This is a genomic window from Rahnella selenatireducens (genome assembly GCF_046449555.1).
In the GTDB taxonomy this organism is placed as follows: domain Bacteria; phylum Pseudomonadota; class Gammaproteobacteria; order Enterobacterales; family Enterobacteriaceae; genus Rahnella; species Rahnella selenatireducens.
Map to the genome: position 1 here is coordinate 164544 of NZ_JBKEZJ010000001.1, position 26179 is coordinate 190722.

At 52.8% G+C, this 26179-nt stretch carries 26 protein-coding genes and 1 pseudogene; 4 read left to right on the forward strand and 23 right to left on the reverse strand.

Features of this window, described 5'->3' with window-relative positions:
• Window positions 1–60 precede the first annotated feature (60 nt).
• Together ACLBVC_RS00760 and ACLBVC_RS00765 are read left to right on the forward strand one after the other, a co-directional pair.
• On the forward strand, window positions 61–567 hold the full coding sequence (locus ACLBVC_RS00760; RefSeq protein WP_410147531.1) for an Imm15 family immunity protein: 507 nt from the start codon (window positions 61–63) through the stop codon (window positions 565–567).
• 404 nt (window positions 568–971) lie between these two features.
• Window positions 972–1310: pseudogene (locus ACLBVC_RS00765) on the forward strand (RHS domain-containing protein); the annotation flags it as partial.
• An 80-nt stretch (window positions 1311–1390) separates the two neighbouring features.
• Here ACLBVC_RS00765 and ACLBVC_RS00770 read toward each other — a convergent pair.
• The 3 genes from ACLBVC_RS00770 to ACLBVC_RS00780 are packed head-to-tail and all read right to left on the reverse strand — an operon-like array spanning window position 1391 to window position 5966.
• Window positions 1391–2632, reverse strand: a complete 1242-nt coding sequence (locus tag ACLBVC_RS00770) for a c-type cytochrome (protein WP_410147532.1) — start codon at window positions 2630–2632, stop codon at window positions 1391–1393.
• Window positions 2632–3180, reverse strand: a complete 549-nt coding sequence (locus ACLBVC_RS00775) for a (2Fe-2S)-binding protein (protein WP_410147533.1) — start codon at window positions 3178–3180, stop codon at window positions 2632–2634. The genes ACLBVC_RS00770 and ACLBVC_RS00775 overlap by 1 nt, the downstream gene beginning before the upstream one ends.
• Window positions 3177–5966, reverse strand: a complete 2790-nt coding sequence (locus ACLBVC_RS00780) for a xanthine dehydrogenase family protein molybdopterin-binding subunit (RefSeq protein WP_410147534.1) — start codon at window positions 5964–5966, stop codon at window positions 3177–3179. Before ACLBVC_RS00780 ends, ACLBVC_RS00775 begins: the two co-directional genes overlap by 4 nt.
• A 217-nt stretch (window positions 5967–6183) precedes the next feature.
• Between ACLBVC_RS00780 and ACLBVC_RS00785 the strand changes: the two genes are divergently transcribed.
• Window positions 6184–6792, forward strand: a complete 609-nt coding sequence (locus ACLBVC_RS00785; protein WP_410147535.1) for a nucleotidyltransferase family protein — start codon at window positions 6184–6186, stop codon at window positions 6790–6792.
• Complete coding sequence (locus ACLBVC_RS00790) at window positions 6779–7762, forward strand: XdhC family protein (protein ID WP_410147536.1); 984 nt, start codon at window positions 6779–6781, stop codon at window positions 7760–7762. The genes ACLBVC_RS00785 and ACLBVC_RS00790 overlap by 14 nt, the downstream gene beginning before the upstream one ends.
• A gap of 75 nt (window positions 7763–7837) precedes the next feature.
• Here ACLBVC_RS00790 and ACLBVC_RS00795 read toward each other — a convergent pair whose 3' ends face one another.
• The 20 genes from ACLBVC_RS00795 to plsX all read right to left on the reverse strand — a co-directional run bounded on the left by ACLBVC_RS00795 (window position 7838) and on the right by plsX (window position 26163).
• Window positions 7838–8374 (reverse strand): glycine zipper 2TM domain-containing protein, encoded by a 537-nt coding sequence (locus ACLBVC_RS00795; protein WP_410147538.1) that lies wholly within the window; start codon window positions 8372–8374, stop codon window positions 7838–7840.
• A 341-nt stretch (window positions 8375–8715) separates the two neighbouring features.
• The gene (locus tag ACLBVC_RS00800; RefSeq protein ID WP_410147539.1) at window positions 8716–10020 is read right to left on the reverse strand and encodes an NAD(P)/FAD-dependent oxidoreductase; all 1305 of its coding nucleotides are present in this window, start codon (window positions 10018–10020) and stop codon (window positions 8716–8718) included.
• 311 nt (window positions 10021–10331) lie between these two features.
• Window positions 10332–10874, reverse strand: a complete 543-nt coding sequence (gene ycfP / locus ACLBVC_RS00805) for an alpha/beta hydrolase YcfP (protein ID WP_410147541.1) — start codon at window positions 10872–10874, stop codon at window positions 10332–10334.
• Window positions 10875–10926: 52 nt separating this feature from the next.
• On the reverse strand, window positions 10927–11967 hold the full coding sequence (gene nagZ, locus ACLBVC_RS00810; RefSeq protein WP_410148065.1) for a beta-N-acetylhexosaminidase: 1041 nt from the start codon (window positions 11965–11967) through the stop codon (window positions 10927–10929).
• Between the two features lie 32 nt (window positions 11968–11999).
• Window positions 12000–12902 carry a phosphotransferase gene (locus tag ACLBVC_RS00815; protein ID WP_410147542.1) on the reverse strand — a complete coding sequence of 301 codons (903 nt, stop codon included), beginning with the start codon at window positions 12900–12902 and terminating at the stop codon, window positions 12000–12002.
• On the reverse strand, window positions 12868–13470 hold the full coding sequence (gene lpoB, locus ACLBVC_RS00820) for a penicillin-binding protein activator LpoB (protein WP_410147543.1): 603 nt from the start codon (window positions 13468–13470) through the stop codon (window positions 12868–12870). The genes ACLBVC_RS00815 and lpoB overlap by 35 nt, the downstream gene beginning before the upstream one ends.
• Before the next feature lie 21 nt (window positions 13471–13491).
• On the reverse strand, window positions 13492–13860 hold the full coding sequence (locus ACLBVC_RS00825) for a YcfL family protein (RefSeq protein WP_410147544.1): 369 nt from the start codon (window positions 13858–13860) through the stop codon (window positions 13492–13494).
• A gap of 8 nt (window positions 13861–13868) precedes the next feature.
• Entirely contained in the window at window positions 13869–14222 is a 354-nt protein-coding gene (gene hinT, locus ACLBVC_RS00830) for a purine nucleoside phosphoramidase (protein ID WP_152325607.1), read from the reverse strand.
• 200 nt (window positions 14223–14422) lie between these two features.
• Window positions 14423–15856 (reverse strand): PTS glucose transporter subunit IIBC, encoded by a 1434-nt coding sequence (ptsG, locus tag ACLBVC_RS00835; RefSeq protein ID WP_195814023.1) that lies wholly within the window; start codon window positions 15854–15856, stop codon window positions 14423–14425.
• 338 nt (window positions 15857–16194) lie between these two features.
• Window positions 16195–16989: a metal-dependent hydrolase gene (locus ACLBVC_RS00840; protein ID WP_410147545.1), complete on the reverse strand. Its 795-nt coding sequence runs from the start codon at window positions 16987–16989 to the stop codon at window positions 16195–16197.
• Between the two features lie 39 nt (window positions 16990–17028).
• Window positions 17029–18048 (reverse strand): DNA polymerase III subunit delta', encoded by a 1020-nt coding sequence (gene holB / locus ACLBVC_RS00845; RefSeq protein ID WP_410147547.1) that lies wholly within the window; start codon window positions 18046–18048, stop codon window positions 17029–17031.
• Window positions 18045–18695, reverse strand: a complete 651-nt coding sequence (gene tmk, locus ACLBVC_RS00850; protein ID WP_410147549.1) for a dTMP kinase — start codon at window positions 18693–18695, stop codon at window positions 18045–18047. Before tmk ends, holB begins: the two co-directional genes overlap by 4 nt.
• Window positions 18685–19710 carry an endolytic transglycosylase MltG gene (gene mltG, locus ACLBVC_RS00855; protein WP_410147550.1) on the reverse strand — a complete coding sequence of 342 codons (1026 nt, stop codon included), beginning with the start codon at window positions 19708–19710 and terminating at the stop codon, window positions 18685–18687. Before mltG ends, tmk begins: the two co-directional genes overlap by 11 nt.
• A 14-nt stretch (window positions 19711–19724) precedes the next feature.
• The gene (gene pabC, locus ACLBVC_RS00860) at window positions 19725–20522 is read right to left on the reverse strand and encodes an aminodeoxychorismate lyase (RefSeq protein ID WP_410147551.1); all 798 of its coding nucleotides are present in this window, start codon (window positions 20520–20522) and stop codon (window positions 19725–19727) included.
• Between the two features lie 218 nt (window positions 20523–20740).
• Window positions 20741–21982 carry a beta-ketoacyl-ACP synthase II gene (fabF, locus tag ACLBVC_RS00865; RefSeq protein WP_152325601.1) on the reverse strand — a complete coding sequence of 414 codons (1242 nt, stop codon included), beginning with the start codon at window positions 21980–21982 and terminating at the stop codon, window positions 20741–20743.
• A 99-nt stretch (window positions 21983–22081) separates the two neighbouring features.
• Window positions 22082–22318 (reverse strand): acyl carrier protein, encoded by a 237-nt coding sequence (acpP, locus tag ACLBVC_RS00870; RefSeq protein WP_015690190.1) that lies wholly within the window; start codon window positions 22316–22318, stop codon window positions 22082–22084.
• 153 nt (window positions 22319–22471) lie between these two features.
• Window positions 22472–23206, reverse strand: coding sequence for a 3-oxoacyl-ACP reductase FabG (gene fabG / locus ACLBVC_RS00875; RefSeq protein WP_013576245.1), 735 nt, complete (start codon window positions 23204–23206; stop codon window positions 22472–22474).
• A 14-nt stretch (window positions 23207–23220) separates the two neighbouring features.
• Window positions 23221–24150, reverse strand: a complete 930-nt coding sequence (gene fabD, locus ACLBVC_RS00880) for an ACP S-malonyltransferase (protein ID WP_410147554.1) — start codon at window positions 24148–24150, stop codon at window positions 23221–23223.
• Between the two features lie 18 nt (window positions 24151–24168).
• Complete coding sequence (locus ACLBVC_RS00885; RefSeq protein ID WP_195814031.1) at window positions 24169–25122, reverse strand: beta-ketoacyl-ACP synthase III; 954 nt, start codon at window positions 25120–25122, stop codon at window positions 24169–24171.
• Window positions 25123–25128: 6 nt separating this feature from the next.
• Complete coding sequence (gene plsX, locus ACLBVC_RS00890; RefSeq protein WP_410147555.1) at window positions 25129–26163, reverse strand: phosphate acyltransferase PlsX; 1035 nt, start codon at window positions 26161–26163, stop codon at window positions 25129–25131.
• Between the last annotated feature and the right edge of the window lie 16 nt (window positions 26164–26179).

Consider the following 26179-nt stretch of genomic DNA (forward strand, 5'->3'; position numbering starts at 1 on the left):
AGATCCTAATTTTACCCGTAAGACATTAAAATGGCTTAAAGAACATGGTTGGGATATATAATGAAAAATTTTGAAGATGAATTTAACACCCTCATAAAAAAAGAGAAACTGAATGATTTATCTATTTATTTCAGTGACTATGAATCGTATGAGGAAATCCCACTATTCTCTCGATATAAAAACATATCTTTCCTTAGTGAATTATCTTTTAATGAAAAAAATAAAATATTAATTCGCAAAGGAATTGAACTCATTAGACATGTTAGTGAGGTATCTTTGAGTTATCTAAAGGAAGATGAAACGGAGGATTATTTTATCTGTTTATCTATAACGGATTGGGGTTTTGATGATTATAAGGAAATAAACTGTTTATCCCCGCATATATATATATCCAGAAAAAAAGAATGGCTTTTATCTTGTTTAGAACTAACACAAGAAAACTCCATTGAGGAGAACCTTGTTAAGGAGTATTTAACCTCTTTAGACTTAAATAGCTGTGATGTGTATGTTTCAGGAAAATGCACCAATACCAATAGGGTATATATATTAGATCAGCCTATTAACTGAGTTAGCATCCACCGGAAAGATCATCAAATCTTTCCGGCTCGTTTATCTAATTAGTCATTCCATGCAACACATTTTTAATATTTTGATTAGATAAATTAATATACCTAAATTGCTGGATAAGCAACACCTTATCATGCTTCAGGTTGTCCACTATGTCTCTATAAATAATAACCACAATACAGTCGCTCGTTATTTTAACGGTGAAGCGTGAATCCGTCTAAAACCCTATCTCGCGCTGCCATTTACCTTTTGAATGAATATTCTCCGTGCTGGTATCACCCCGACTTGGAATATATCCGACGATATACTACCGCTGTACTTTGGGAACTCTCCACGGTAGCATCAGCCACAAAACTGTCATCGACGACAACCTGAACATTACCGGCACCGGATGATGTACCGAGTATGCCTACGATGCCTTTGGCCGCCGTATCAGTAAACGTCGTGAAGGTGGCAACGGCAACAAACCGGCAGGCTACGACTATTTATGGAGCGGCGATCAACTCATCGAAGAAACGCCGGTCTACGCCGACGGCACCCCGGCGTATGAAGAAAGCATTCACTGGCTGTATGAACCGGGGGCATTAACGCCTCTCGCGCGCAGCGAAAAAGGTCGGCTGCATTATGTGGTCAGCGACCACCTGGGCACGCCCCGCGAACTATTGACCGAAAAAGGCGATGTCGCCTGGGCAAACCGGTTAAGTACGTGGGGTAAAGAAACCCGCTACCGTCTGGCCGCAAATTCTTCCATTGGCATCACACAAAAAAAAGCCCGATGAATATCTCATTCATCGGGCTTTTTTATACTTCTTCAACACATGCTTTACGGTTTACGCAACGCCTTTACCTGCTCGGACGTGATATCGCCCGGCAATCCGCCGAACGTCACGCGCAGGTAATTCACCATTTCAGCGATCTGCGCGTCGTTCAGGCGCTGCGCAAAGCCCGGCATTGACTGCATGCTTTCGCCGTTGGGGAATTCCTGTGCCGGTAAGCCTTCCAGTACGGAAACAATCAGGTTACGGCCATCAGGCTGACGCAGCGTTGCGTTGTTTTGCATCGCCACGGCAACGTGCGGTTTGCCGGAACCGTCGGCCATATGGCAGCCGGAACACTGATCCAGATACGTGATACGCCCGGCGTCATTGCCACCCTGCCCGATAGCTACCGGGACAGCCGCGGGCGGTTTGTCGCCCAGCAGATAAGTGACAATAGCGCGGTGATCGTCTTCAGTGAGATGACGGGTGCTGAGATCAACAACTTTGTGCATTTCATCAAATGCTGACCCCTGCGGTGCAATGCCGGTGGCGAGGAAACGGCTGAGATCTGCCGGATTCCAGCCGCGCTGCGCCAGCGCCTGCGGGGTGATGTCCGGCGCGGTGATCCGCCCCAACGTTCCGCCCTTCAGGTTGTTATCGGTATGCATCTGCCCCAGCGCACCGCGTGGTGTATGACATTCGCCACAGTGGCCGAGCACATCAGTCAGATATTGGCCGCGCTGCCAGTCGGCAGAATCTCCCTGAGAGCTGGCCGGGATCGGATCGGCAGTGCGAAATAACAGGTTCCAGCCGATCATCGCCATACGCTGGTTGAACGGGAACGGCATGTCGTTTTCCGGTACCGGCTGATTCACCGCCGGACGCGTCATCAGAAACGCGTACATGTCGTCTGAATCCTTACGGTTTACGCCTTTGTACGAGGTGTAAGGCATCGCCGGATACAGATGACGTCCGCCCGGCGCAACGCCTTGTGTCAGCGCCAGATAGAAATCATCCGACGTCCAGCGGCCGATGCCGTCATCCGCGGACGGCGTCAGGTTGCTGCCAAAGATTTTGCCGAACGGCGTTTCCAGCGGATAACCGCCCGCCAGCGGTGCGCCGCCGGACGCAGTATGGCACGCGGCGCAGTCGGACGCCTGAACCAGATAACGACCGCGTTCGATCTGTGCGGTGTCCGCCGTAACTTTTTGCACCGGCGCGTCCAGCGTGCGGTTTTCACGCCACCAGAGCACCGCCACGACGATGATAATCACCGCCAGCAGCAGGAGAAAAAGACGTTTTTTCATCACGCGTGCTCCCGGATCAGGCCTGGGGTTTTCATCACGACATCACGCACCGCTTCGTAATACCGCACGTAACCGGTACAGCGGCAGATGTGATTTTCCAGCGCCGCTTCAATCGCGCCTTCCAGCTCATTCAGCGCGATGGGATTTTTTTCCAGACGCTCAAGCAGCAGCGTCGCCGCATTCACAAAGCCCGGCGTGCAGTAACCGCACTGGAAACTGTAATGTTCCAGAAACGCCTGCTGAACCGGCGACAATGTGACGTCGCCTTTTTCATCAGTTTTGGCATGGCCTTCGACGGTACGGACTTTTTTGCCGTTAAAGAAATGTGCGCCGGTAATGCAGGTCCGCACTTCTTCGCTGGTGCCGCTTTCATGATCGACAATCGCCACGCAGGCGTGACAAATCCCCTGCCCGCAGCCGAGGCGGGAACCGGTCAGCGCCACATATTCGTGAAGAAAGTCGATCATCATCAGGCCTTCGGGAACGTCCAGCGGGCCGTAATGTTGATTGTTGATAGTCAGCGCTAAAGGCTGCGTTTTGATGCTCATTGTAAAACCTCACGAATATTTTCAGCACGGACGGGCAAATCACGGAAACGGTGGCCGGTGGCATGGGCGATGGCGTTCACCAGCGCGGCGACGACTGGGATCATCACCACTTCTGCCATGCCTTTCGGCGGATCGGTTTCCGACAGCGCAGGCAGGATGTCGCTGGTTTGTTTCCAGACGGCAACGTCGCTGGCGCGCGGCAAGTGGTAGCGGTTGAAGTTCCAGGTTCCGTTGCCTGGCCCGTCTTCGTACAGAGGCAAATACTCGTGCAATGCGTGGCCGATACCCATCGCCAGCCCGCCCTGCAACTGGCCGGAAACCAGTTCAGGCACGATCAGATTGCCGCACTCCATAATCGAATGATGCGTCAGCAACTCAACTTTACCGGTCGCGATTTCCACCGAGATTTCAGCCAGCGTACCGACAGCGCTGTAATAGGTCACCGACGCGTTATTGCGCTGGGTTGGCGGGTAATAGACGGCGTCGCGGTTGAGCGTCTGGTATTCGCCCGCGCCCTGACGCACGGACATCCCGTCAACAGGCACGCGCTGACGGGTATTATTCAGCGTGAAATCGGCTTCGGCCCACTGCCAGCGGTTGAAGACATGAACGGTCGCGCCGGTCAGGCCCTTCATTTCATAGGCTTTTTTCGCCAGCGTTTCGAGGCTGAGAATTTGCATTCCGTTGGCCGTCAGGCCGCCATCCACCCAGCGCGCATCTTCTTTGCGCACGATGTACGGCGCAGCCTGTCCGCCACCAATGCCGGTTTGCCAGATTGCCATCGCCGCGGGCCACAGGCCGTGGTCGAAGATCAGGCGCGCCGCTTCGCGGGTGCTGTGTGAGAAGTAATAGGCCGAGTTACTGGCGCTGGAAGGCGAGCAGTACGACGGCGACCAGCGCGGATTGGTTTGCAGTTTGTCCTGATCTTCCTGTGACATAATGTACGGATCACCACTGGTTTCCACCGGCAGAACGGACCAGTCGGTGACCGAGAAATGCGCCTGTTCTGCCGGTTTCCCCAGCCATTCAGCGCATAACACGGACTGCGAGGTGGACATTCCTGTGCCCATTTCTGCGCCGCTGTGCCACAGGCTGATTTGCCCGTTTTCGCTGACTTCCACGCGAGCAAAAGAGGTTTCTGCGCCGGTGCCGAAATCTTTCTGCACGCAGCCAAAACCGACGCCGTAGCGCTTACCCGGGTTCTGGCTTTCAAAGTCTGCCTTGCGTTTTTGGCGCGCCGTCCATAACGGATGAACGGCAGCTTTTTCCAGTACTTCATCCGCACGGATTGCACCCGCAGGAATCGCGCCCTGGGTATTTTTCATGCCTGATTTCAGGACGTTGCGCATGCGGAATGCGATCGGATCCAGCTTCAGTTCAGCGGCCAGTTCATCCATCATCATTTCGGTGGCGGCCATGCTTTGCAGCGTACCGTAACCGCGTGCGGAACCGGCATCCAGCGCCCGGGAAGCCAGCCCGACGGCGGATAAATCACTTTTCGGGAAATAGTAAATCGACTGCGCAGCGGTTGCGCCGACCATCACAACGGACGGCGTAAAGTTGCTGCGCCCGCCGCCGTCTGCGGTCATAGCGGCGTGGAATGACTGGAGCATGCCCGTTTCGCGGTTCACGGCAATATCGTAGTTCATATCAAACGCGTGGCGTTTGAGCGAAGACTGGAACTGTTCGAAGCGGTCGTTCGCCAGACGTACCGGCGCGCCGTCGCCGTACATCGCCGCCACAGCGCCGTAGTACGGGAAGTTATAGTGATCTTTCGAACCGTAACCGACGGTATAACACGGATGCAGGATCAGCGTTTTCACCGTGCGGTGACCTTTTGCCATCATTCGAGGCATTTCGTCAGCCACTTCCTGCGGCGATTGCGTTGGCACCACCATATGCAGCGTTTGCGAAGCGGCATCGTACCAGCCGTTGGCGTTGTCCGGTTCAAGCGCGGACGTATCCACCGATTGCGTGGTGAAACGGCGCGACATCACCAGCCAGCCCGGTGGTGGCGTTTTCAGCTCGTCGGCCATTTCACCGGCATAGAACATCCCCTGCTCGTCCAGCTTGCCGCCTTCGCGCCCTTCCGGCCAGACCGGCAGATGTTTGCGCATGCCCACCGGGAACACCGGCATATCTTTCAGGCTGGAGAACGTATCGTCTTCATACGCAGTTTCACCACCGACGCGGACAAAGCGGAAAGTCCCCCACGGATCACGTTCCAGCGGCCCGGTTTTATCGCCGTATCGCACCACGCCATCTTTAAATTTCAGGGCATTTTTAGCGAAACGGAATTTGGCAAAATCCTGATAGACCAGAATCGCCACGGCCTGCCCGAGATAGGCGGGCGTTTTGCCTTCCGGCAGGAGCATGTCTTCTCCGTAAAATGCCGGGAACGCCAGACCGTCGCGCGCCAGCACCTCGGCGGTCACCAGCTGATCTGGCTGTAAATCGTCGCCAAGCAGCGATAAATCCAGCCCGGAATAGACACGGTCAGCCTGCGTTACGCGCAGGATAAAAGCATGGGCCTGTTTTTGCGGCCAGTGCGGCATGTCTTTGGCGCGGATATCGCGGGCAAAGACTTTTTGCCCCATAACCTTCGCTTTGCCATCGATACGAAAACGGACGCGTTTGTTTTGCGCATCCCATTGTGGTGACTGGAGAATTTTCTCTTCGAACAGCGCGGCGTAGGCCTTGCTGTGCAATGGGGCGAGATAAACAGAGACGCCAGCGATCACGGCGCCTTTAACAAAGCGCCGCCTGGACGGGTTGAAATTGCTCATAAATTTCCTTGCTTCTTATTGTCTTTCTTATTTTTCGGCACATTACAGATTGCAACAAATGCTGCAAATACCACTTATCGCGGGCGATTATAGGTTTTCATTTCGAATTAAGTAATGATCGAATACACATTTTTAATATTTCGTTCACAAACTTGCGCAAAAAAATGGGATAATTATTTATGTTGCGCAAACAATGTACAAAAGGGATAGACGCAAAATGGCAGGTATCATTCTTCTCGCAGCGGGTTCAGGAAACCGGTTTATCGCGGCGGGCGGCACGGGCAATAAACTCAATGCGGTGATGACGGAAACAGCAGAAAGCTCTGTGACGGTTTTCGATGCCACGCTGGCGCAGACAATGGCCAGCGGAATGCCGGTTCACGTTATTACCCGCCCGGATAATTTGCCGGTTCAGGCCAGTTGCGCACGCGCGAAGGTGCCGGTGACGCTGGCCGAAACGTGCGGTACCGGTGACTCTCTTGCCGCAGGCGTGCGGGATACGCCGGACTGGGACGGCTGGTTAATTCATCTGGCGGACATGCCGTTTGTGACATCGGAGATTTTTATCACCGTTGCCGATACCCTGCGCCACGCCGCGGTTGTGCGCCCTTTCTGGCAAAACACGCCTGGACATCCGGTGGGTTTTGCGCCCTCACTCAGGGAAAAATTACTGCAACTGCGGGGCGACGATGGCGCTCGGGAACTGCTTCACGGCCATGAAATGTTACGCCTGAATTTTACTGATCCGGCGGTGATCCGCGATATCGATCTGCCTTCCCAACTTTCAGCGTATGTTTCGAACGGAAATATGTATGCAACATCTTGATAATCAGGTTATTGCGCAGGCCAGCGACTGGCTGACGCACCATCCGGTCTGGCTGTGTACCGTGCTGACAACTTACGGTTCTTCACCGCGTGCGCCCGGTGCGCTGCTGGTTGCTGCCAGCGACGGGCGATACTGCGGTTCGCTGTCCGGCGGCTGTGTGGAAGAGGATTTCTTACAACGCATCGCGGCGGGCGAATATCAGCAGGCCAGCCAGATTGTGCGTTACGGCGAAGGCGGGCTTACGCCTAATATCGCACTGCCGTGCGGGGGTTCTCTCGACGTACTGATTGAATATCTCTCCGCCACGGCTGGAAACCGTGAGTACCTGGAAAAAATGGGCAAAGCACTGGCCGGACATTACGCGCTGGACAAATCACTCACGCTGCCTGCGGCCTGCGATCATCTGACGCTGACGACTTACCGCAATTCCACTCAGGTGATGCGCAACGGCAACTGCGTGATGTTACATCTGGCTGCCCCGCCGCAGTTGCTGATCGCCGGGCTGTCGAGCGTCGCGCTGTATTGTGCGGATTTCGCCTGTGCGCTGGGTTTTGAAGTGGTGATTTGTGAATGCCGGGAAGAGGTTCTGGAAAACTTTTTGCCTGCGCTGAAACCGGAAGTCCGGCTGGAAAAACAGTTTCCTGCGCGGTATCTCGAACAACAAGGCTGCCATGCCAATACGGCAATAGTGGCGCTAACGCACGACCCGCGAATGGATGATTTAACGCTGATGGAAGCTATCAACACGCCGGCATTTTATATCGGCGCGATGGGTTCACAGCGCAACAGCGCCAGACGACGTGAGCGGTTACAAACCATCGCAGATTTCACGGCGCAGGATTTCTCTCGGCTTCACGCGCCGGTAGGTTTAGCCATCGGCAGCAAAACACCGGCTGAAATTGCACTGGCGGTGATGGCCGATATTGTGAAACACAAGAACGGAATTGCGCAGGAAAACACGGCGGCCTGAACCCGTGGCTGATTCCGGCGCACAAAAAAAGCCTGAGGGGAAACCTCAGACTTTTTTGTCGGGCTTACCGTCGAATTACGAACGGGTAAGCTGCAACTGACCGCTTTTATCCAGCGGAATTTGAGTGCCCGGATCGTGATCCATACGAACTTTCCCTTGCTGATCGCCTATTTTGTAGGTCACATCATACCCGAGCGTTTTGTCCGCTTTGTCGTACACGGTTTTACAGCGCTGCTGCTGCGTCGTATACGTATCATTTTCCTGCATGCTGCTCTGCACGCGGTTACCGGCGTAACCGCCACCCAGCGCACCTGCTACCGTCGCGACATCACGTCCGCGACCGCCGCCAAACTGGTGGCCCAGCACACCACCGGCAACGGCGCCCAGCACGGAACCGGTAATCTGATGTTCATCCTGCACAGGGCGACGGTGAGTGACCGTCACATCACGGCATTCCTGACGCGGAGTTTTGGTGGTCTCTTTGATAGGTGTCGCGCTGACAACCTGCGCGTACTGCGGACCCGATGAAAAAACGTTCATGCTCGCAACGCCAGCAATGCCCAACGCCGCAGCCACTCCGATACCGACCCCAGCTAACATTGACTTGTTCACAGGACTTCCTCCGAAAATGTTACCACGCAATTGTCCCGACATCGGGAACACCTCAGCGGACTGCAACACATCTGAGGACCGGCGTGCGTGAATCGCCGTCTGTAAACTTAGGTTAAGTTTGCACAAGGAAGCGGAGGTGGACAATAAGACAGAATCTGTAAGTGAGCGGAATGACGGGTGTAACGGGGTGTTTCAGAGAATTCTTAGCGGACAAACTAAAAAAGACAGAATCTCATGTGTTGACTGTGACTGGAGGACAAAAAAGAAAAAGCCTGTAAGAAACAGGCTTTTAGGTATGAAACGATTCAGCCAGCTCAGAAAAAAAAGCCGGGTATTCGGGATCAGTGCAGTTTCAGACGCGGACGGATCACACGGTTAATCCCGCCGACCAGCATCATCAGGCCGGTTTTAATGTAGCCGTGCAACGCAATCTGATGCATGCGGTACAGGGAAACATAAACCAGACGCGCCATACGCCCTTCGATCATCATCGAGCCGCGCATCAGGTTACCCATCAGGCTGCCGACTGTGCTGAAGCGCGACAGAGAAACCAGCGAACCGTGGTCTTTATAGACGTACGGTTTCAGGCTCTGGCCGTTACGCTGCGCCATGATGTTAGCGAAGCAGCGCGACGCCATCTGGTGCGCAGACTGCGCGCGCGGCGGCACAAAACCCCCGGAAGGCTGCGGGCAGGATGCACAGTCGCCGATCGCATAAATGTTCGGATCACGTGTGGTTTGCAGCGTAGGCTCGACCATTAACTGGTTGATACGGTTAGTTTCCAGACCGGCGATATCTTTCATGAAATCAGGCGCTTTGATCCCGGCAGCCCAGACCATCAGGTCAGCATCAATGAATTCACCGGACTTGGTATTCAGGCCGTTTTTATCGGCGCTGGTCACCATGGTTTGCGTCAGCACGCGAACACCCAGTTTGGTCAGTTCCTGATGCGCAGCACCGGAAATACGCGGAGGCAACGCAGGCAGAATACGCTCACCGGCTTCCACCAGCGTGACGTTCAGCGCATCGCTGTCCAGTCCTTCAAAACCGTAGCTGTGCAACTGTTTCACCGCATTATGCAGCTCGGCAGACAGCTCAACACCGGTCGCGCCGCCGCCGACTATCGCGATATTCACTTTCTTCTGCTTGTCAGCGCTTGCAGAGAATTTGAGGAACAGGTTCAGCATTTCGTTATGGAAACGGTGCGCCTGATGCGGGTTGTCCAGGAAAATGCAGTGGTCTTTCACGCCCGGCGTACCGAAGTCGTTCGAGGTACTGCCCAGCGCCATAACCAGAGTGTCGTACGCGATGTCGCGAACGGGGACCAGAACTTCGCCACTTTCATCACGGATTTCAGCCAGTTTAAGGGTCTGATTTTCGCGATCGATATCGGTCAGCGAGCCAATCTGGAAAGTGAAACCGTGGTTGCGGGCATGCGCCAGATAGCTCAGCGCGTCCACGCCGTCATCCAGGCTGCCGGTTGCCACTTCGTGCAACAGCGGTTTCCATAAATGGCTGTGGTTACGATCGACCAGAATGATTTCCGCTTTTTTCTTGCGGCCAAGTTTATGGCCCAGGCTGGTAGCCAGTTCCAAACCGCCGGCGCCACCGCCGATAATCACAATTTTCTTCATTGGTGATGTCAAAATGACCCCCTCAAATGTGAACCAATTGTTATATAAGAGTAAAAACATTATCCTTATATTACATAGGGTTGCTTAAGTTAAATCGGTATCTGAGACGGAGGATATCATGCGTGGTGATTTGGTCATACCAAAATTGATATAGGTCAATTTAAATTCACTTGATTAATTTGACTTAGTGAAATGGCATGTATTTTGACTGCTTTAAATCAGCCAGTTAGGTACAGACATGCGGGGAAAAAACGATTTGACGTCAGATTCAGACATAAAAAAACCACCGCGTAAAAGCAGTGGTTTTCAGCGGAAAATGTTAATCAAATGATATTTTTGAAGGCTTTGATACGTTGCAAGTGGGTCGAGATATCCTTGAATTTATGGGTCTGATGTTCGTCCCATTCAACCGGATAATAATGGTGCAATTTCTCCGCCGTTTTGCTGCTGTCGAGCACGCCATCTACACGGGATAAAATGACCAGACAACGGTCGCGGTTCTTCTCGCGAAAATCACTGATACATTTGGTGGCGATATCTTCGTACTCTTCCGGCCGGTCGATTTTCCCGGCCATATTATCCTGCGGCGATAAGTTCGGGTTGAACATCACCTGACGGATGCCGCACAGAAAACCGATGCGTTCCGCCCAGAACCCGCCGAGCCCTACTCCGCAGATCAGCGGCAATTTATCGGTGGTTTCATGCAGCACTTTATCGACTTCTTTCAGCAAATGTTGCATGTCATGACGCGGGTGCAGCGTGCTGTAACTGATAAAGCGCACGTCCGGGTCAATAAACTGGAGTTGCAGCACTTTCTCGTGGTTACCGGGACTGGTTGAATCGAAACCATGTAAATAGATAATCATCGTTTACCTCATCCTGAATGTGCGTTGACACCCTCAGACCCACTGAAAAATGTTAACGGGTCGCCTGTTTGTGCTCCTGCCAGCGGGCATCAAGCGTCGTTAATTCACGGTTCGCCTGTTTCCAGCGGCTTGAATTCATCAGGTCCTGACGGGCCTGTTTTCCACTGTACAGCCCCCGATGATACAACTGTGCAACACGCTCAGCTTTGACCGGTGACAGGTTATCCAGCACGCTGACGGCACCTTCGCGGTGATTGCACACCAGAATCATGTCGCATCCGGCATCCAGAGAAGCCTGCCCGCGTTCGGCATAGCTGCCCATAATCGCAGCGCCTTCCATCGATAAATCGTCGGAGAAGATCACGCCGTCGAATTTCAGTTCTTTACACAGAACTTCCTGCAACCAGTACGGCGAACCGCTGGCCGGACGCGGGTCAACCTGAGTATAAATGACGTGCGCCGGCATTACGGCATCAAGCAATTTACGCGCATTCAGCTGGCGGAAAATTGCCATGTCGTGCTCGCGGATAACGTCCAGCGGACGATCGTCGCGCGGCGTTTCTTTATGAGAATCGGCGGAGACCGCGCCGTGCCCCGGGAAATGTTTGCCGGTGGTTTTCATGCCCGCTGAATGCATGCCGAGAATATATTGCTCCGCCATGTCGAACGCTTTCTGCGGTTCGGCGTGGAAAGAACGTTCGCCAATCGCCGCACTGATGTGGCCGATATCCAGCACCGGTGCAAAACTGATATCGATGTCCATTGCAATCATTTCAGACGCCATCAGCCAACCCGATTCCTGTGCCAGACGTCCGGCTTCGTGCGCTTCATTGAGCGCAGCAAAAGACTGGGCGGCAGGCAGACGGGTGAAACCGTCGCGGAAACGCTGCACGCGGCCGCCTTCCTGATCAACGGCCAGCACCAGACGATCGTGCGAAGCGGCACGGATCTGGCGGATCAGTTCATGTAACTGGTCAACGTCATGGTAGTTTCGGGTGAACAGAATCAGCCCGCCAACCAGCGGGTGCTGCAAAATTTCACGTTCTTCGGCATCCAGCTCGTAGCCAGCCACATCCAGCATTACAGGTCCCAGCAAAATGGACGCTCCTTTTAAGTTTTCACATGTTAATCATGGGCGCGGCCAAACAGCCTGACCCGCAGCGGCTGCGCCCATTCACTGTATTTCTTATCAGCGGTCTGCGCCCAGCGGACTTCAAACCACAGCAGCATCAGATAATCCACCCACGGCAGCCAGCGGCTAATCTGCTGGCGTAAAAGCGGGAGATCCTGATAACCGCCCGCCTCTGCATATTCGCGAAGAAATGCGTCCTGCTGAAGCGGATCTAAATCATTGCCGCGGAACAGCGCCGCGAATTCGAGCGCGATATCACCGTCGGCGGCATATTCCCAGTCAATGATCCGCACGCTCTTCTCCGTTTCCAGCAGGTTTCCCGAGTGGATATCCATATGAAGAAGGGCCATTTTCAGTGGAACGGGCAATTTTTGCCGCATCATTTTCTGGTGTAGCGCCAGCCAGCTCGGCGTGAGCCTGCGCCGGTCAATATACTGCCAGTAACGGGCAAACTGACGGCGTAAATCCAGCGGATAACCGGAACATGCCAACCGGTGCAGTTTTGCCAGGCTCTCGCTGACGGATTTCTGCCCCTGCACCGAGACAAACGCCGCCTCACTGAGCGGCATACCTGCAATCCATTCAACCAGCAACCACGGCGGTGAACTGAGTCTGACACAAGGCCCCAGACTCTGCCGCGCAATATGCCGCAAAATGGTATGTTCACGCTGTCTTTCCACACCGACGTTCCGGCGTTCACCCGACTGATAGCGCGCCAGCATATCGCCTGCAGGAGAAGTCATTTTCCAGCTTTCGCCCGTCAGACCGGCCACGGGGGATAAATGAAAACCGGCGGTTTTCACCGCCGGATAATGTTGCTCAATCAGTTGCCGTAGCTGATTTTCAGGGCTGAGTTCAGGCTTAATTTTGAACTGCACCGCGACCTGACCAGACAATTTCACCGCTTGGCGCTGTCAGTAAACGCATCGACATTGTCGGCGCTTTCACATCGCCGCTCACCGTGCTGTAAAGCACGTACTGCGCTTTGACGATGTTGGCCAGCCCGATGGCTTTGCTTACAGACGACAGGCTGTCATCCGGCGACAAGCCGAGAGACTGCTTGGCGGAGGCCAGTTGATCCGCTGGCACCAGCTGGAACGTTGTGTTATTGGCCAGCGCACTGCGCAAAGCATCGGTCGCTTTGGAGGTTTGCAGTGTGCCGTTAGTGCTGTTTTTCACGCCATCGACCAGCAGAACGCTGCCAGCCTGGACGCCATTGGCTTTGAGCATTTTCGCCAGCATCGGCTCAACGGTGGAAGTCCAGTCAATACTGGCCAGTTTCGGCGGCTGCGGAACCGGCTGAATCTGCGGCTGCTCAGGAACAGGCGGATTGACCGGCTGCTGGGGTTGTTGCGGCTGCTGAGGTTGTTCAGGCTGCTGTGGCTGCCTTTGTTGTTGGTTTGGCAAAGTACAACCGCCCAGAATCAGTGCGGCCATCGCCACAATGAGAAAATACTTTTTCATCAACCTTCTCCGTACAAAAAATTAGAGATAAAGGTAAACACGCACACTGTACGCATCAAGATTACCGTTCTGCGAACTGATCTTTACGCTGCTATTTGCAGGCACGGTCACCGTCCGCGCTTCAGCGGCCGGGAATAAATCCAGCCCCTGTTTATCGTACCAGTAGAAACGATAATGTAAGGTCACAGGATGTGGCTGGTTGTTATCCAGTGTGCTGGTGGCTTTTTTCTGCCCGCCGGAATCCGACACCGATGGCGAACCTGGGATGATTCCCGCCGTCAGGACGGGAGATTCCATCACCACCCGTTGCTGATTGTTCAGTGCAATGCCCGGCTTGCTGCTACAACCTATCAGCAAAACGACCGGCAATAACGCCATCAATAAACGCATGTTTATCCTTACTGACGTGACAGCAATGGACCGAGCGCTCGGCCACCGACCAGATGCATGTGGATATGATAAACCTCCTGCCCTGCGTCACGATTGCAGTTGACGATCAGACGGTAGCCGCTTTCCGCGATCCCTTCCTGTTCGGCGATTTTCGCCGCGACCGTCATCATGCGGCCGAGAGCGGCTTCATGGCTGGCATCAACATCGTTCATCGTTGGGATCAGGACATTCGGGATAATCAGAATATGGCTTGGCGCCTGGGGAGAAATATCGCGGAACGCCGTGACTAACTCATCCTGGTAAACCACATCAGCAGGGATTTCACGGCGAATAATTTTGCTGAAAATTGTCTCTTCGGCCATCTTAACTGTCCTTAACAAAGTAAAAAGCGTTGTACGCAGTATGGGTTAGAATTTCCATCCCTTTCAACCTGATTACGCTTTTTGATGTTTAATTGACGCAGAAAACGCCACCCGAAGGCGGCGCTGTCTTTATCCACAAACCGCAGGCATGAAAAAAGGAGGCCGAAGCCTCCTTTCTCAGAACCAGACAGCGTTCACCATTAATGGTTACGCATGTACTCGTCCATGTCTGTTTTCAGGTTATCGGACTTGGTGCCGAAAATTGCCTGAACACCAGAACCTGCCACAACCACACCTGCCGCACCCAGTTTTTTCAGACCAGCCTGATCCACTTTAGAGACGTCGGCTACGCTGACACGCAGACGCGTAATACAGGCATCGAGGTTAGTGATGTTTTCTTTACCGCCGAAAGCCTGAACCAGAGAAGCGGACATTTCAGAACCGCCCTGAGTAGAGGTTTCGCTGGTAGCGTCTTCACGGCCAGGAGTTTTCAGATCCAGTTTAGCAATCAGGAAACGGAAGATGCTGTAGTAAATCACCGCATACACCGCACCAACGATTGGGAACAGCCAGATTTTGCTGCTGTTGCCGCTCAGTACGATGAAGTCAATCAGACCGTGGGAGAAGCTGGTACCGTCACGCATACCCAGCAGGATACAGATCGGGAATGCCAGACCGGCCAGAATCGCGTGGATCACATACAGGATCGGCGCAACGAACATGAAGGAGAATTCGATTGGCTCGGTGATACCGGTCAGGAACGCGGTCAGAGCAGCGGAGATCATGATACCGCCGACTTTGGCACGGTTCTCAGGTTTTGCTGAGTGCCAGATAGCAACAGCCGCTGCTGGCAGACCGTACATTTTGAACAGGAAGCCGCCTGAAAGTTTACCTGCAGTAGGGTCACCCGCCATGTAACGTGGGATATCGCCGTGGAAGACCTGACCGGCAGAGTTCACGTACTCACCGATTTGCATCTGGAATGGAACGTTCCAGATGTGGTGCAGACCAAACGGAACCAGCGCACGTTCAACCACACCGTAGATACCGAACGCAACGACCGGGTTCTGATAAGCAGCCCATTGTGAGAAGGTTTGGATACCTGTACCGATTGGAGGCCAGATGAAGGACAGAACCACACCCAGAATGATGGCAGCCAGACCAGAAATGATCGGAACAAAACGTTTACCCGCGAAGAAGCCCAGGTATTCAGGCAACTTGATGCGATAGAAACGATTGAACATGTATGCCGCGATCGCACCGGAGATGATACCACCCAGTACGCCGGTATCCGCCAGATGCTTAGCTGCAATTTCTTCAGCCGGCAAATGCAGAACCAGAGGTGCAACAACCGCCATGGTTTTCACCATGATGCCGTACGCAACAACCGATGCCAGTGCAGATACACCGTCGTTATTGGTGAAGCCTAACGCCACACCGATAGCGAAAATCAGAGGCATGTTAGCGAAGACTGAACCACCGGCTTCGGCCATAACATGGGAAACGATCATTGGCAGCCAGCTAAAGTTTGCAGAACCGACGCCCAGCAGGATACCTGCGATTGGGAGTACGGAAACTGGCAGCATTAGCGATTTACCGACCTTTTGAAGGTTTGCAAACGCGTTCTTAAACATAATTGAGTGTGCTCCTGAGTAATGATGCTTTTTGATACTTCATGCGATTTCGCCTGGTAGCGAACCGCTTTGCAAAGGCTCTGAGAGCCTTTTGCTGTCGGGTGTCTAAGCACCCCTTTTAATTTTTACGCAGGGTAAAATAATTCCCTTTGTTAATGTTTGATGGCAGTCACGTTTTTCTGAAAAATGCAGTAAGAGCGTATTAAAAACCCGCACTTACCCACACAAAATCCGAAAAACGCGCCCCTGACACCGTGAAAAACGGTGTCAAGATACCTCAATATGGCGATTAATTACGAGATGAAAAATAAATCCGGAATATATGACTTAGCGAAAGCTTAGGTCAGAGAGGATGCATCGATGTGAAATAATCGTGAAAAGTTTGCTGTTGTCACTTCGGCCAGCTGTTCGACACTGACGCCTTTCAAAACAGCCATGTAATCGGCCACATCACGCACGTAAGCAGGCTGGTTTTCTTTACCGCGATGCGGAACCGGTGCCAGATACGGAGAATCTGTTTCTACCAGAAGACGGTCTAATGGCACATAACGGGCGACTTCGCGTAAGGATTCAGCATTTCGGAAAGTCAGGATGCCGGAAAAAGAGATGTAGAAACCAAGATCTAACAGGAATTCCGCGGTCGGGATATCTTCGGTAAAGCAGTGCAGGACGCCACCACATTCACCGGCTTTCTCTTCTTTCAGTATATCGAGCGTGTCCTGACGTGCGTCGCGGGTATGTACGATCACCGGTTTGTTCAGCTCACAGCCAACGCGGATGTGCTCACGGAAAGAGTCCTGCTGCAATCTCAGCTGATGTGCTTCTTTCTGATAGAAGTAATCCAGACCCGTTTCGCCCATCGCCACCACTTTCGGGCTGGCAGCCAGACGCCGCAGCTCGGCAAAATCGTAGCCGTCATCAATGTTCAGCGGATGTACGCCGCAGGAAAAAGCCACTTCAGGACGATCGCCAATCAACTGCGCCATGGCCTCGTATCCCGGTAAAGTGGTCGCAACGGCCAGCATAAATTTCACGTCACGCTCGCGGGCTTTTTCCAGCACGTTATCAACGCCGGAGTGCAGCTCGTTGTAGTCCAGGCTGTCGAGATGGCAGTGGGAATCGACTAAAAACATAGTATTAACTCGTTACGGTCTGTTGATGATAATACGATTTCAGCGCGTCAGAGACGAACTGAAAAATGAGGAAGGAACGGAGCCGCGCAACATTTGCTCCCATTCCAGCAATTGCTCGGTCAGCAGCAGTTCGCGATTCACGCCCACTATGGAAAGCAACTGCTGGCGACAGTGCATCCACGCGTTGACGGATTGTTGCAGCGAAGCATTGGATTGCGCACCGGCAAGAAGACTTATCAGCGGCTGCTGGTCGTGATTGATGATGAAATGCCCGGCCTGTTGCTGCCATTTGACCGCATCAAGCAACAACGTTGCCAGCCAGTACAACCGGTCAGCGGCGTCGTCATGATTCAGTTGCGGCAACAACGAGAGCATATCCTGCTGCTGGCATTGGGTATAAAACTGCTGGCACAGCGCCACACGTTGTTTCCAGCGTTCCGGCTGTAATAACGCCAGTGCAGAAAGCGGCGCGCCGTTGGTCAGCCGTAATGCGGTCTTAATCGCCACCGGATCTGCGTTTAGCTGGCGGTTGATCCAATGTACTGATAGCGCTTCTTCTGGCACCGGCAGATGCCAGTAGAAACAGCGGCTGCGGATAGTGGCCAGCAACGCCGAAGGTTCACGGCTGCCCAGCAGGAAATAAGTCCCGGCAGGTGGCTCCTCGAGCGTTTTGAGCAAGGCATTGGCCGCGGCTTCCGTCAGCAATTCCATCTGCGGGATCCACACCACTTTCGCACCGCCCTGCTGCGAATAATTGTAGAGCGTTTCGATGAGCTGACGAACCGGATCAATGCCCAGCGAATTTTTGCCTTTTTCAGGCAACAACGTATGCCAGTCAGGATGGTTTCCGGCGATCATCAGCTGGCAGCTGTGGCATTTACCGCAACTCTTTTCACCGTCTTTATGCTGGCAAAGCAACCAGCGGCTCAGGCCATAGACCAGTGCGTCATCGCCCATTCCCGCCGCAACGTGCATCAGCAGGGAATGATGACCACGCCCGGTCTGATATTGCCCAATTAACTGGCGGTAAGGGCCGCTGAGCCACGGATACCAACTCATGACATCTGACCTTTTTCTGCCTGTTCGTCGAACCAGTTTTTCAGCGTCAGCTCGATGGCAGTTTTAACCTGTTCGATGGTCTGCGACGCATCAATAGTTTTGATGCGGCTGTCGGCGGCGGCAAGTTCGAGGTAACGCGCACGCGTACGCTCAAAGAATGGCAGCGCTTCCTGCTCGATACGATCCAGCTCACCGCGCGCGCGGGCGCGTTGCAGGCCAACAGCCGGTGGCAGATCGAGATAAAGCGTGAGATCAGGACGGAAATCGCCCAGCACTGTGTCGCGCAACGAACTCATCAGTTTTGCATCAATACCGCGTCCGCCGCCCTGATAGGCTTGTGACGAGAGATCATGGCGATCGCCCACAACCCAGGCACCACGCGCCAGAGCAGGCAAAATCACGGTTTCAACCAGCTGAACGCGCGCGGCATAAAGCATCAGCACTTCCGCTTTTACGGTAGGTTTTTCGCCGTCCACGCCACGTTTGAACAAATCACGTAGCTCTTCTGCCAGCGGCGTACCGCCCGGCTCACGGGTAAACACAATGTCTTCCACACCATGCTGGCGCAACGCATTCACAACCACGTCATGTGCGGTAGTCTTCCCTGCCCCTTCAAGGCCTTCGATTACAATGAAGTTACTTTTCATTCTTGTTTTTCAGAGCCTCTAAATACACACGAACCGCCTTGTTGTGGTTCACAAGGTTAGTGCTGAAAGTATGCCCGCCTTTGCCGTCTGCGACAAAATAAAGATAGGGCGTTTTTGCGGGGTGCGCCGCAGCCTGGAGCGAAGCTTCGCTCGGCATCGCGATTGGCGATGGCGGCAAACCGGTAATGACGTAAGTATTGTAAGGCGTCGGCGTTTCCAAATCTTTTTTGGTGATATTACCGGTGTATTTTTCGCCCATACCGTAGATGACCGTCGGATCAGTTTGCAGACGCATGCCGATACGAAGACGGTTGATAAAGACGGAAGCCACTTCCGGGCGTTCATCTTTTACGGCGGTTTCTTTTTCGATAATCGACGCCATCGTCACCATATCGGCGGGCGTTTTATACGGCAGTGAGTCCTCGCGGCCTTTCCAGATGTCGGCAACGGTTTTTTCCATCCGCACGTGCGCACGTTTGAGCAGCGAAATGTCGGTCATCCCGGCGGTGTAATGATAGGTATCGGGATAGAGCCAGCCTTCTGCATTTTTGGTGTCGGTAATGCCTAATGCCGCCGCAGTCTCTTCGCCACTCTTGCCGTTCAGCTCATGCTTCAGATATTCCGACTTCTCCAGCACTTTCATCCAGTCGCTCAGTTTGAAACCTTCCACAAAGCGGATGCTGAACTGCGCTTCTTTGCCGCTTTTCAGTAATTCCAGCATCTGACGGACGGTCATTCCCTTTTCGAGACGATACGTCCCGGCTTTGAACTCGCTCAGCTCAGGCTCAAGGCGTAATAACCACGGGAACCAGTGACTTGATTTAATGAGTTTTTTATCAATGAGCAGCGTTTCCAGCGCCACACGGCCCGTACCGGCTGGTAGGGTGAAAATGGTTTCGCTGCTGACGTTGATCGGACGATCCGCAAACTGCTTCACTTTATGGTAACTCAGCGCCGTCAACCCAAGCAGGATCAGGACAATCAGGGCGAAGAATTTCGTTTTTTTGTTCGTCATTGTTTGTTCACTTTTTAAAAGCTCTGGTGCAGGAAATTGTACAAATGCCGCCCGGCGTAATGACGTTCACAGGCTTCTGCCACCGGTAAAATGGGCATCAGTGCATTACAAATCAGGATTTCGTCAGCATCTGATAGTGTTTCGGGCTTTTCACGAACCTGATGTAAAACCCAGGGAGAGGCTGATTCAATCACGCGGATAAGTTGCTGACGCATAATCCCATCAACGCCAGACTGGGATAAATCCGGCGTAAAGACCTGATTTCCTTTGCGCCAAAATAAATTAGCCGCACAGCATTCCACCAGGCAACCGGAGGTGTCAACCACCAGCGCTTCATTGGCGTCTGTCTGGTCAAGATGCATGCGGATCATGACCTGTTCAAGGCGGTTGAGATGTTTAATTCCTGCCAGCAGGGGATTTTTGCTCAGCATAACCGGGCTTAACGCAAGCTTCACGCCGCGCTCGCGCCATTGGTGATACTGCGCTGGGTAACCCGATACCGACACAATACGGGTCGGGGTGCTGCATCCGGCAGTGCTGTAACCGCGCCCGCCCTGCCCGCGCGTCAAAATGGCTTTCAACACGCCCTCTTGCTCTGGCTGCACGGCCCCAACCATTTCACGCTCCAGCGCCTGCCAGTCCACGCCCTCAATTCGTAATACGCCAACCGCACGCTGCAAACGTTGCAGGTGGGCATCCAGAAACTGAATTTCGCCGTTCATCACTCTGGCCGTCGTAAAACAGCCATCGCCAAATTGCACCGAACGATCTCCTGCCGGCAATGCAGCTTGCGCCACACCGTTGATCCACATGGTTACTTCCTCCGGGCATTAAGATTCTCTGACTGAAGAGCCTGCGCGAGCGGGCCTGTTGCATCAAGTGGAGCATTCTTACTTTATCGTACCGGGCCAGGCAGAGCGCTGGAACACACCTTTTGTTGAACTGCCGTTTGGCACAAATCAAACCTTTTGTGCAGACAGCAAAAAGGCCCAATAACGGGCCTTTTCAGACGGAAAGGTTTTTACCGGATTCAGATCTTGCGGAATACCAGCGAACCATTGGTGCCGCCAAAACCAAAAGAGTTACACAGTGAGTAATTCAGTGCTTTTACCTGACGCGCTTCATGCGCTACGAAGTCCAGATCACAACCCTCATCCGGATTATCCAGATTGATGGTCGGTGGAACGGCCTGATCGCGTAAAGCCAGTAAGGTAAAGATGGATTCCACTGCGCCAGCGGCGCCCAGTAAATGTCCTGTCATGGATTTTGTCGAGCTGACCAGAACTTTCTTCGCATCCGCACCGAAGACAGACTTAACGGCCTGAGCTTCAGCTTTATCACCCGCAGCGGTAGATGTCCCGTGCGCGTTGATATAACCAATTTCGGAAGCAGAAATACCGGCATCGCGCAGTGCATTTTCCATTGCCAGAGCTGCACCCGCGCCATCTTCCGGCGGTGAAGTCATATGGAAAGCATCGCTACTCATCCCAAAACCAACAATCTCAGCATAAATTTTCGCACCACGTTTGCGGGCATGTTCGTACTCTTCCAGCACCATAATGCCAGCGCCGTCGCCGAGGACGAAACCATCACGATCTTTATCCCACGGACGGCTTGCCGCCTGAGGATTATCGTTACGGGTTGAAAGCGCACGTGCCGCACCAAAACCACCCACACCCAACGGTGTACTGGCTTTTTCTGCGCCACCGGCCAGCATGACGTCCGCATCGTTATAAGCAATGATACGGGCAGCGTGACCAATATTGTGTACGCCAGAGGTACAAGCCGTAGCAATAGAAATACTCGGTCCGCGCAACCCAAACATAATGCTCAGATGACCGGCAATCATGTTAACGATGGTTGAGGGAACGAAGAAAGGACTAATTTTACGAGGTCCGCCGTTAACCAATGAGGAATGGTTTTCTTCAATCAGACCAAGGCCGCCAATACCAGAACCAATCGCCGCACCAATACGCGTCGCGTTCTCAGCATTTACTTCAAGCCCGGAGTCTTGCATCGCTTGAATACCGGCAGTAATACCATACTGAATGAAGGCGTCCATCTTGCGTGCATCTTTGCGGGAGATGAAGTCTTCACAGTTAAAATCTTTCACTAAGCCAGCAAAACGCGTTGCATAGGCACTAGTATCAAAATGGTCGATTAGGCTAATGCCACTCTGACCGGCAAGGAGAGCGTTCCAAGTGGACTCTACAGTATTGCCGACAGGAGACAGCATGCCCAGTCCAGTCACTACAACTCGACGCTTAGACACGTGTGTCCTCCAGGGAGGGAAAAGTAGTAATACCGTGGGATATAAAAAACTTAGGCGGTCGAATGACCGCCTAACTATCTAAACTTAAAGCATGTACGCTTACTGTTGGCTAGCGTTGATAAAATCAATAGCTGCCTGAACAGTAGTGATTTTTTCAGCTTCTTCGTCAGGGATCTCGGTATCAAACTCTTCTTCCAGAGCCATAACCAGCTCAACGGTGTCGAGAGAATCAGCGCCAAGGTCGTCTACGAAAGATGCAGCATTCACTACTTCTTCCTGTTTAACACCCAGCTGTTCAACGATGATTTTCTTAACGCGTTCTTCGATAGTGCTCATACTCTTAAATTTCCTATCAAAACTCGCTTTCGCGATGGTTTTCGTAGTGTATAAAATGTTGAAAAAGATGCAACTAAATCCAGGCTGGTCAAACCACGAATTTGCTCTATTTTGCGGTTTTTACCGCAAAAAACGCAAATAATTTCGTAATTTTTAAATCATGTACATGCCGCCATTGACATGTAATGTTTCACCCGTAATGTAGCTGGCCTCGTCAGAGGCTAAAAAAGCAACGGCGCTGGCAATTTCTTTGGCATCGCCCAACCGGTTGGCTGGAACTGATGACAAAATGCCTGCGCGTTGATCATCTGTCAACGCCCTTGTCATATCCGTCTCAATAAAGCCGGGAGCGACGACGTTGACAGTAATGCCACGTGAAGCGACTTCACGTGCCAAAGACTTACTAAAACCAATCAATCCAGCTTTAGCCGCCGCGTAGTTCGCCTGCCCTGCGTTACCCATGGTGCCAACAACGGAACCAATTGTAATAATCCGTCCACACCGTTTCTTCATCATAGCCCGCATGACAGCTTTTGACAGCCGAAACACTGAAGTCAGATTCGTATCCAGGATATCCTGCCACTCGTCATCCTTCATTCGCATGAGAAGGTTATCACGGGTAATGCCGGCATTATTAACTAAAATGTCAATTTCGCCAAATTCAGCTCGAATCGTCGCCAATACTTGCTCAATAGATGCAGAATCAACCACATTGAGCATAATACCCTTGCCGTTTTCGCCTAAATATTCGCCGATTGCTTCAGCGCCTTTTTCGCTGGTCGCGGTGCCGATCACTTTTGCGCCGCCAGCAACCAGCTTTTCAGCGATTGCGCGACCAATGCCACGGCTCGCACCCGTTACCAGTGCAATTTTGCCTTCGAAGCTCATACTCATCCTCTTAATTACTGCTCAAGCGCCGCAGTCAGGCTTGCCGTGTCGTTTACCGCGGCCGCCGTCAGGGTGTCTACAATACGTTTAGTCAGACCGGTCAGAACTTTACCGGGTCCCACTTCTAATAACTGTTCAACGCCTTGTGCTGCCATGAATTCGACAGATTCAGTCCAACGAACCGGGCTGTACAACTGACGAACCAGCGCACTGCGGATAGCTTCCGGAGACGTTTCAACTTTCACGTCTACGTTGTTCACAACGGAATATTGTGGCGCACTGAAAGTCACATTTTCCAGCGCAACAGCGAGTTTATCAGCAGCAGGCTTCATTAATGCGCAGTGTGAAGGCACGCTGACAGGCAGCGGCAGAGCACGTTTTGCGCCAGCGGCTTTACAAGCAGCACCTGCACGCTCAACGGCTTCTTTGTTACCGGCGATAACGACCTGGCCCGGTGAGTTAAAGTTCACCGGCGAAACCACCTGGCCTTGCGCAGATTCTTCGCACGCTTTCGCGATCGCATCGTTGTCCAGACCGATAATGGCGTACATTGCGCCGGTACCCGCGGGCACGGCTTCCTGCATCAGTTTGCCGCGCAGTTCAACCAGGGAAATAGCCTGTTTGAAATCCATCACACCCGCGCAAACGAGCGCAGAGTATTCGCCCAGGCTGTGGCCGGCCATCAGAACGGGCTGAGTGCCGTTCTGCTGCTTCCAGACGCGCCAGAGAGCGACAGACGCGGCCAGCAAAGCAGGCTGTGTCTGCCAGGTTTTATTCAATTCTTCAGCTGGCCCCTGCTGCACCAACTGCCATAAATCATACCCCAGCACCGAAGAAGCTTCGGCAAATGTTTCTTCAACAATCGGGTATGCTGTAGCCAAATCAGCCAGCATGCCGAGCGTCTGAGAACCCTGACCAGGGAAAACAACTGCTGTTTTTGTCATTTTTATCTTCCTGTTAAATCAGAAACGTACCAGCGCCGAGCCCCAGGTAAAGCCACCGCCAAATGCTTCGAGCAGCACTAACTGCCCGCGCTGAATTCTGCCATCACGCACCGCTTCGTCAAACGCAGCAGGCACAGAAGCCGCTGAAGTATTACCGTGACGATCGAGAGTGACGACAACTTTATCCATCCCCATACCCAGCTTTTTCGCTGTCGCACTGATGATTCGCAGGTTCGCCTGGTGCGGAACCAGCCAGTCGAGTTCAGAACGGTCAAGATTATTTGCCGTCAGGGTTTCATCAACAATGTGTGCCAGTTCAGTCACAGCCACTTTGAAGACTTCATTACCCGCCATGGTGACGTAAGCCGGTTTTTCAGGCTCAGACTGACTTGGATAAGCCAGCGTCAGCAGGTTGCCATAATGGCCATCTGCATGCATGTGCGTAGAAATAATGCCCTGCTCTTCGGATGCGCCCAGCAATACTGCGCCAGCACCATCACCAAAGAGGATCACCGTACCACGATCTTCAGGATCGAGTTTACGAGACAGTACGTCAGAGCCGATCACCAGCGCATATTTCACGGCGCCGTTTTTAATGTATTGATCGGCAACGCTCAGTGCATAGGTGAAACCTGCACAAGCCGCGGCCAAATCGAAAGCTGCAGAATCCTTGATGCCCAGCATGTTCTGCACCTGGCAGGCTGAACTCGGGAATGCATGTGAAGATGAGGTTGTTGCAACAATGATCAGACCTACGTCGCTCGCGCTGACGCCGGCCATTTCGAGTGCTTTTTCTGCTGCGTGCAGGCCCATTGTGGCCACAGTCTCATCCGGTGCAGCGATACGACGTTCACGAATACCTGTGCGGGTGACAATCCACTCGTCGGAGGTATCCACCATTTTTTCTAAGTCGGCATTAGACCGAACTTGCACGGGCAAATAGCTCCCCGTACCGAGAATCTTTGTATACATGTACGATCAGTCACTCTTGGGTAATACAGCTTCAAGGCGCGCGGCAATCCGCTGAGGGACCTGCCGCTGCACCGCCTGCACAGCCTGTTCGATAGCAACAGCAAACGCACGCTGGTTTGCTCCGCCGTGGCTTTTAATAACGATGCCCCGTAATCCTAACAAACATGCGCCATTATACTGGTCGGGGTTGAGATGGCTAAAACGCTTTAGCAATTTTTTCTGTACTATCCGACCTAACCATTTCAGCCACCAGGCCTTCTTGCCACCCTCGCCAGAGGATTTTAACAGTGACAAAAACATCCTTATTACACCTTCCATGGTCTTGAGCGTAACGTTACCGACAAAGCCGTCACACACCATCACATCAGTCTTACCGGTCAGAAGGTCATTGCCTTCAAGATAGCCGATATAGTTGATTAGTGCGGTATTTTTTAAAATGGCAGCGGCTTCACGGATGTTATCCAGCCCTTTACTTTCCTCTTCACCGATATTCAGCAAGGCAACACGGGGGTTGGTAATACCCACCACCTGTTCTGCCATCACTGCACCCATAACGGCAAACTGGACCAGCATGGTGCTGTCACACTCAACATTGGCCCCCAGATCCAGCACCACGGTTTTACTGCGCTTCTGATTGGGCAATACGCTCATCAGCGCCGGACGCTCAATGCCATCCAGAGGCCTTACAACCAGTTTGGCTAATCCCATCAGTGCGCCGGTATTCCCGGCACTGACGCACGCCTGCGCGTCACCACTTTTGATCAGTTCCAACGCCACACGCATAGAACTTCCTTTACTGGCCCGAATAGCTTGCGACGCGCGGAGGTCATTGGCTATTACTGATTCAGCAGGAATTATCCGAATTCGTTCTGTTAAAGAAGGATCGGCTTTGGCTAAGAAAGGTGTGATTGCGTCGGGATCGCCGACCAGAAGAAGGTCTAATTCAGAATTAGAAATCAGTGCCTGCAATGAAGCAGGCACTGTGACGGAAGGACCGAAATCCCCGCCCATTACATCTAACGCGAGGGTTAGACGAGTCAAGGTATCGCCTTGCCAG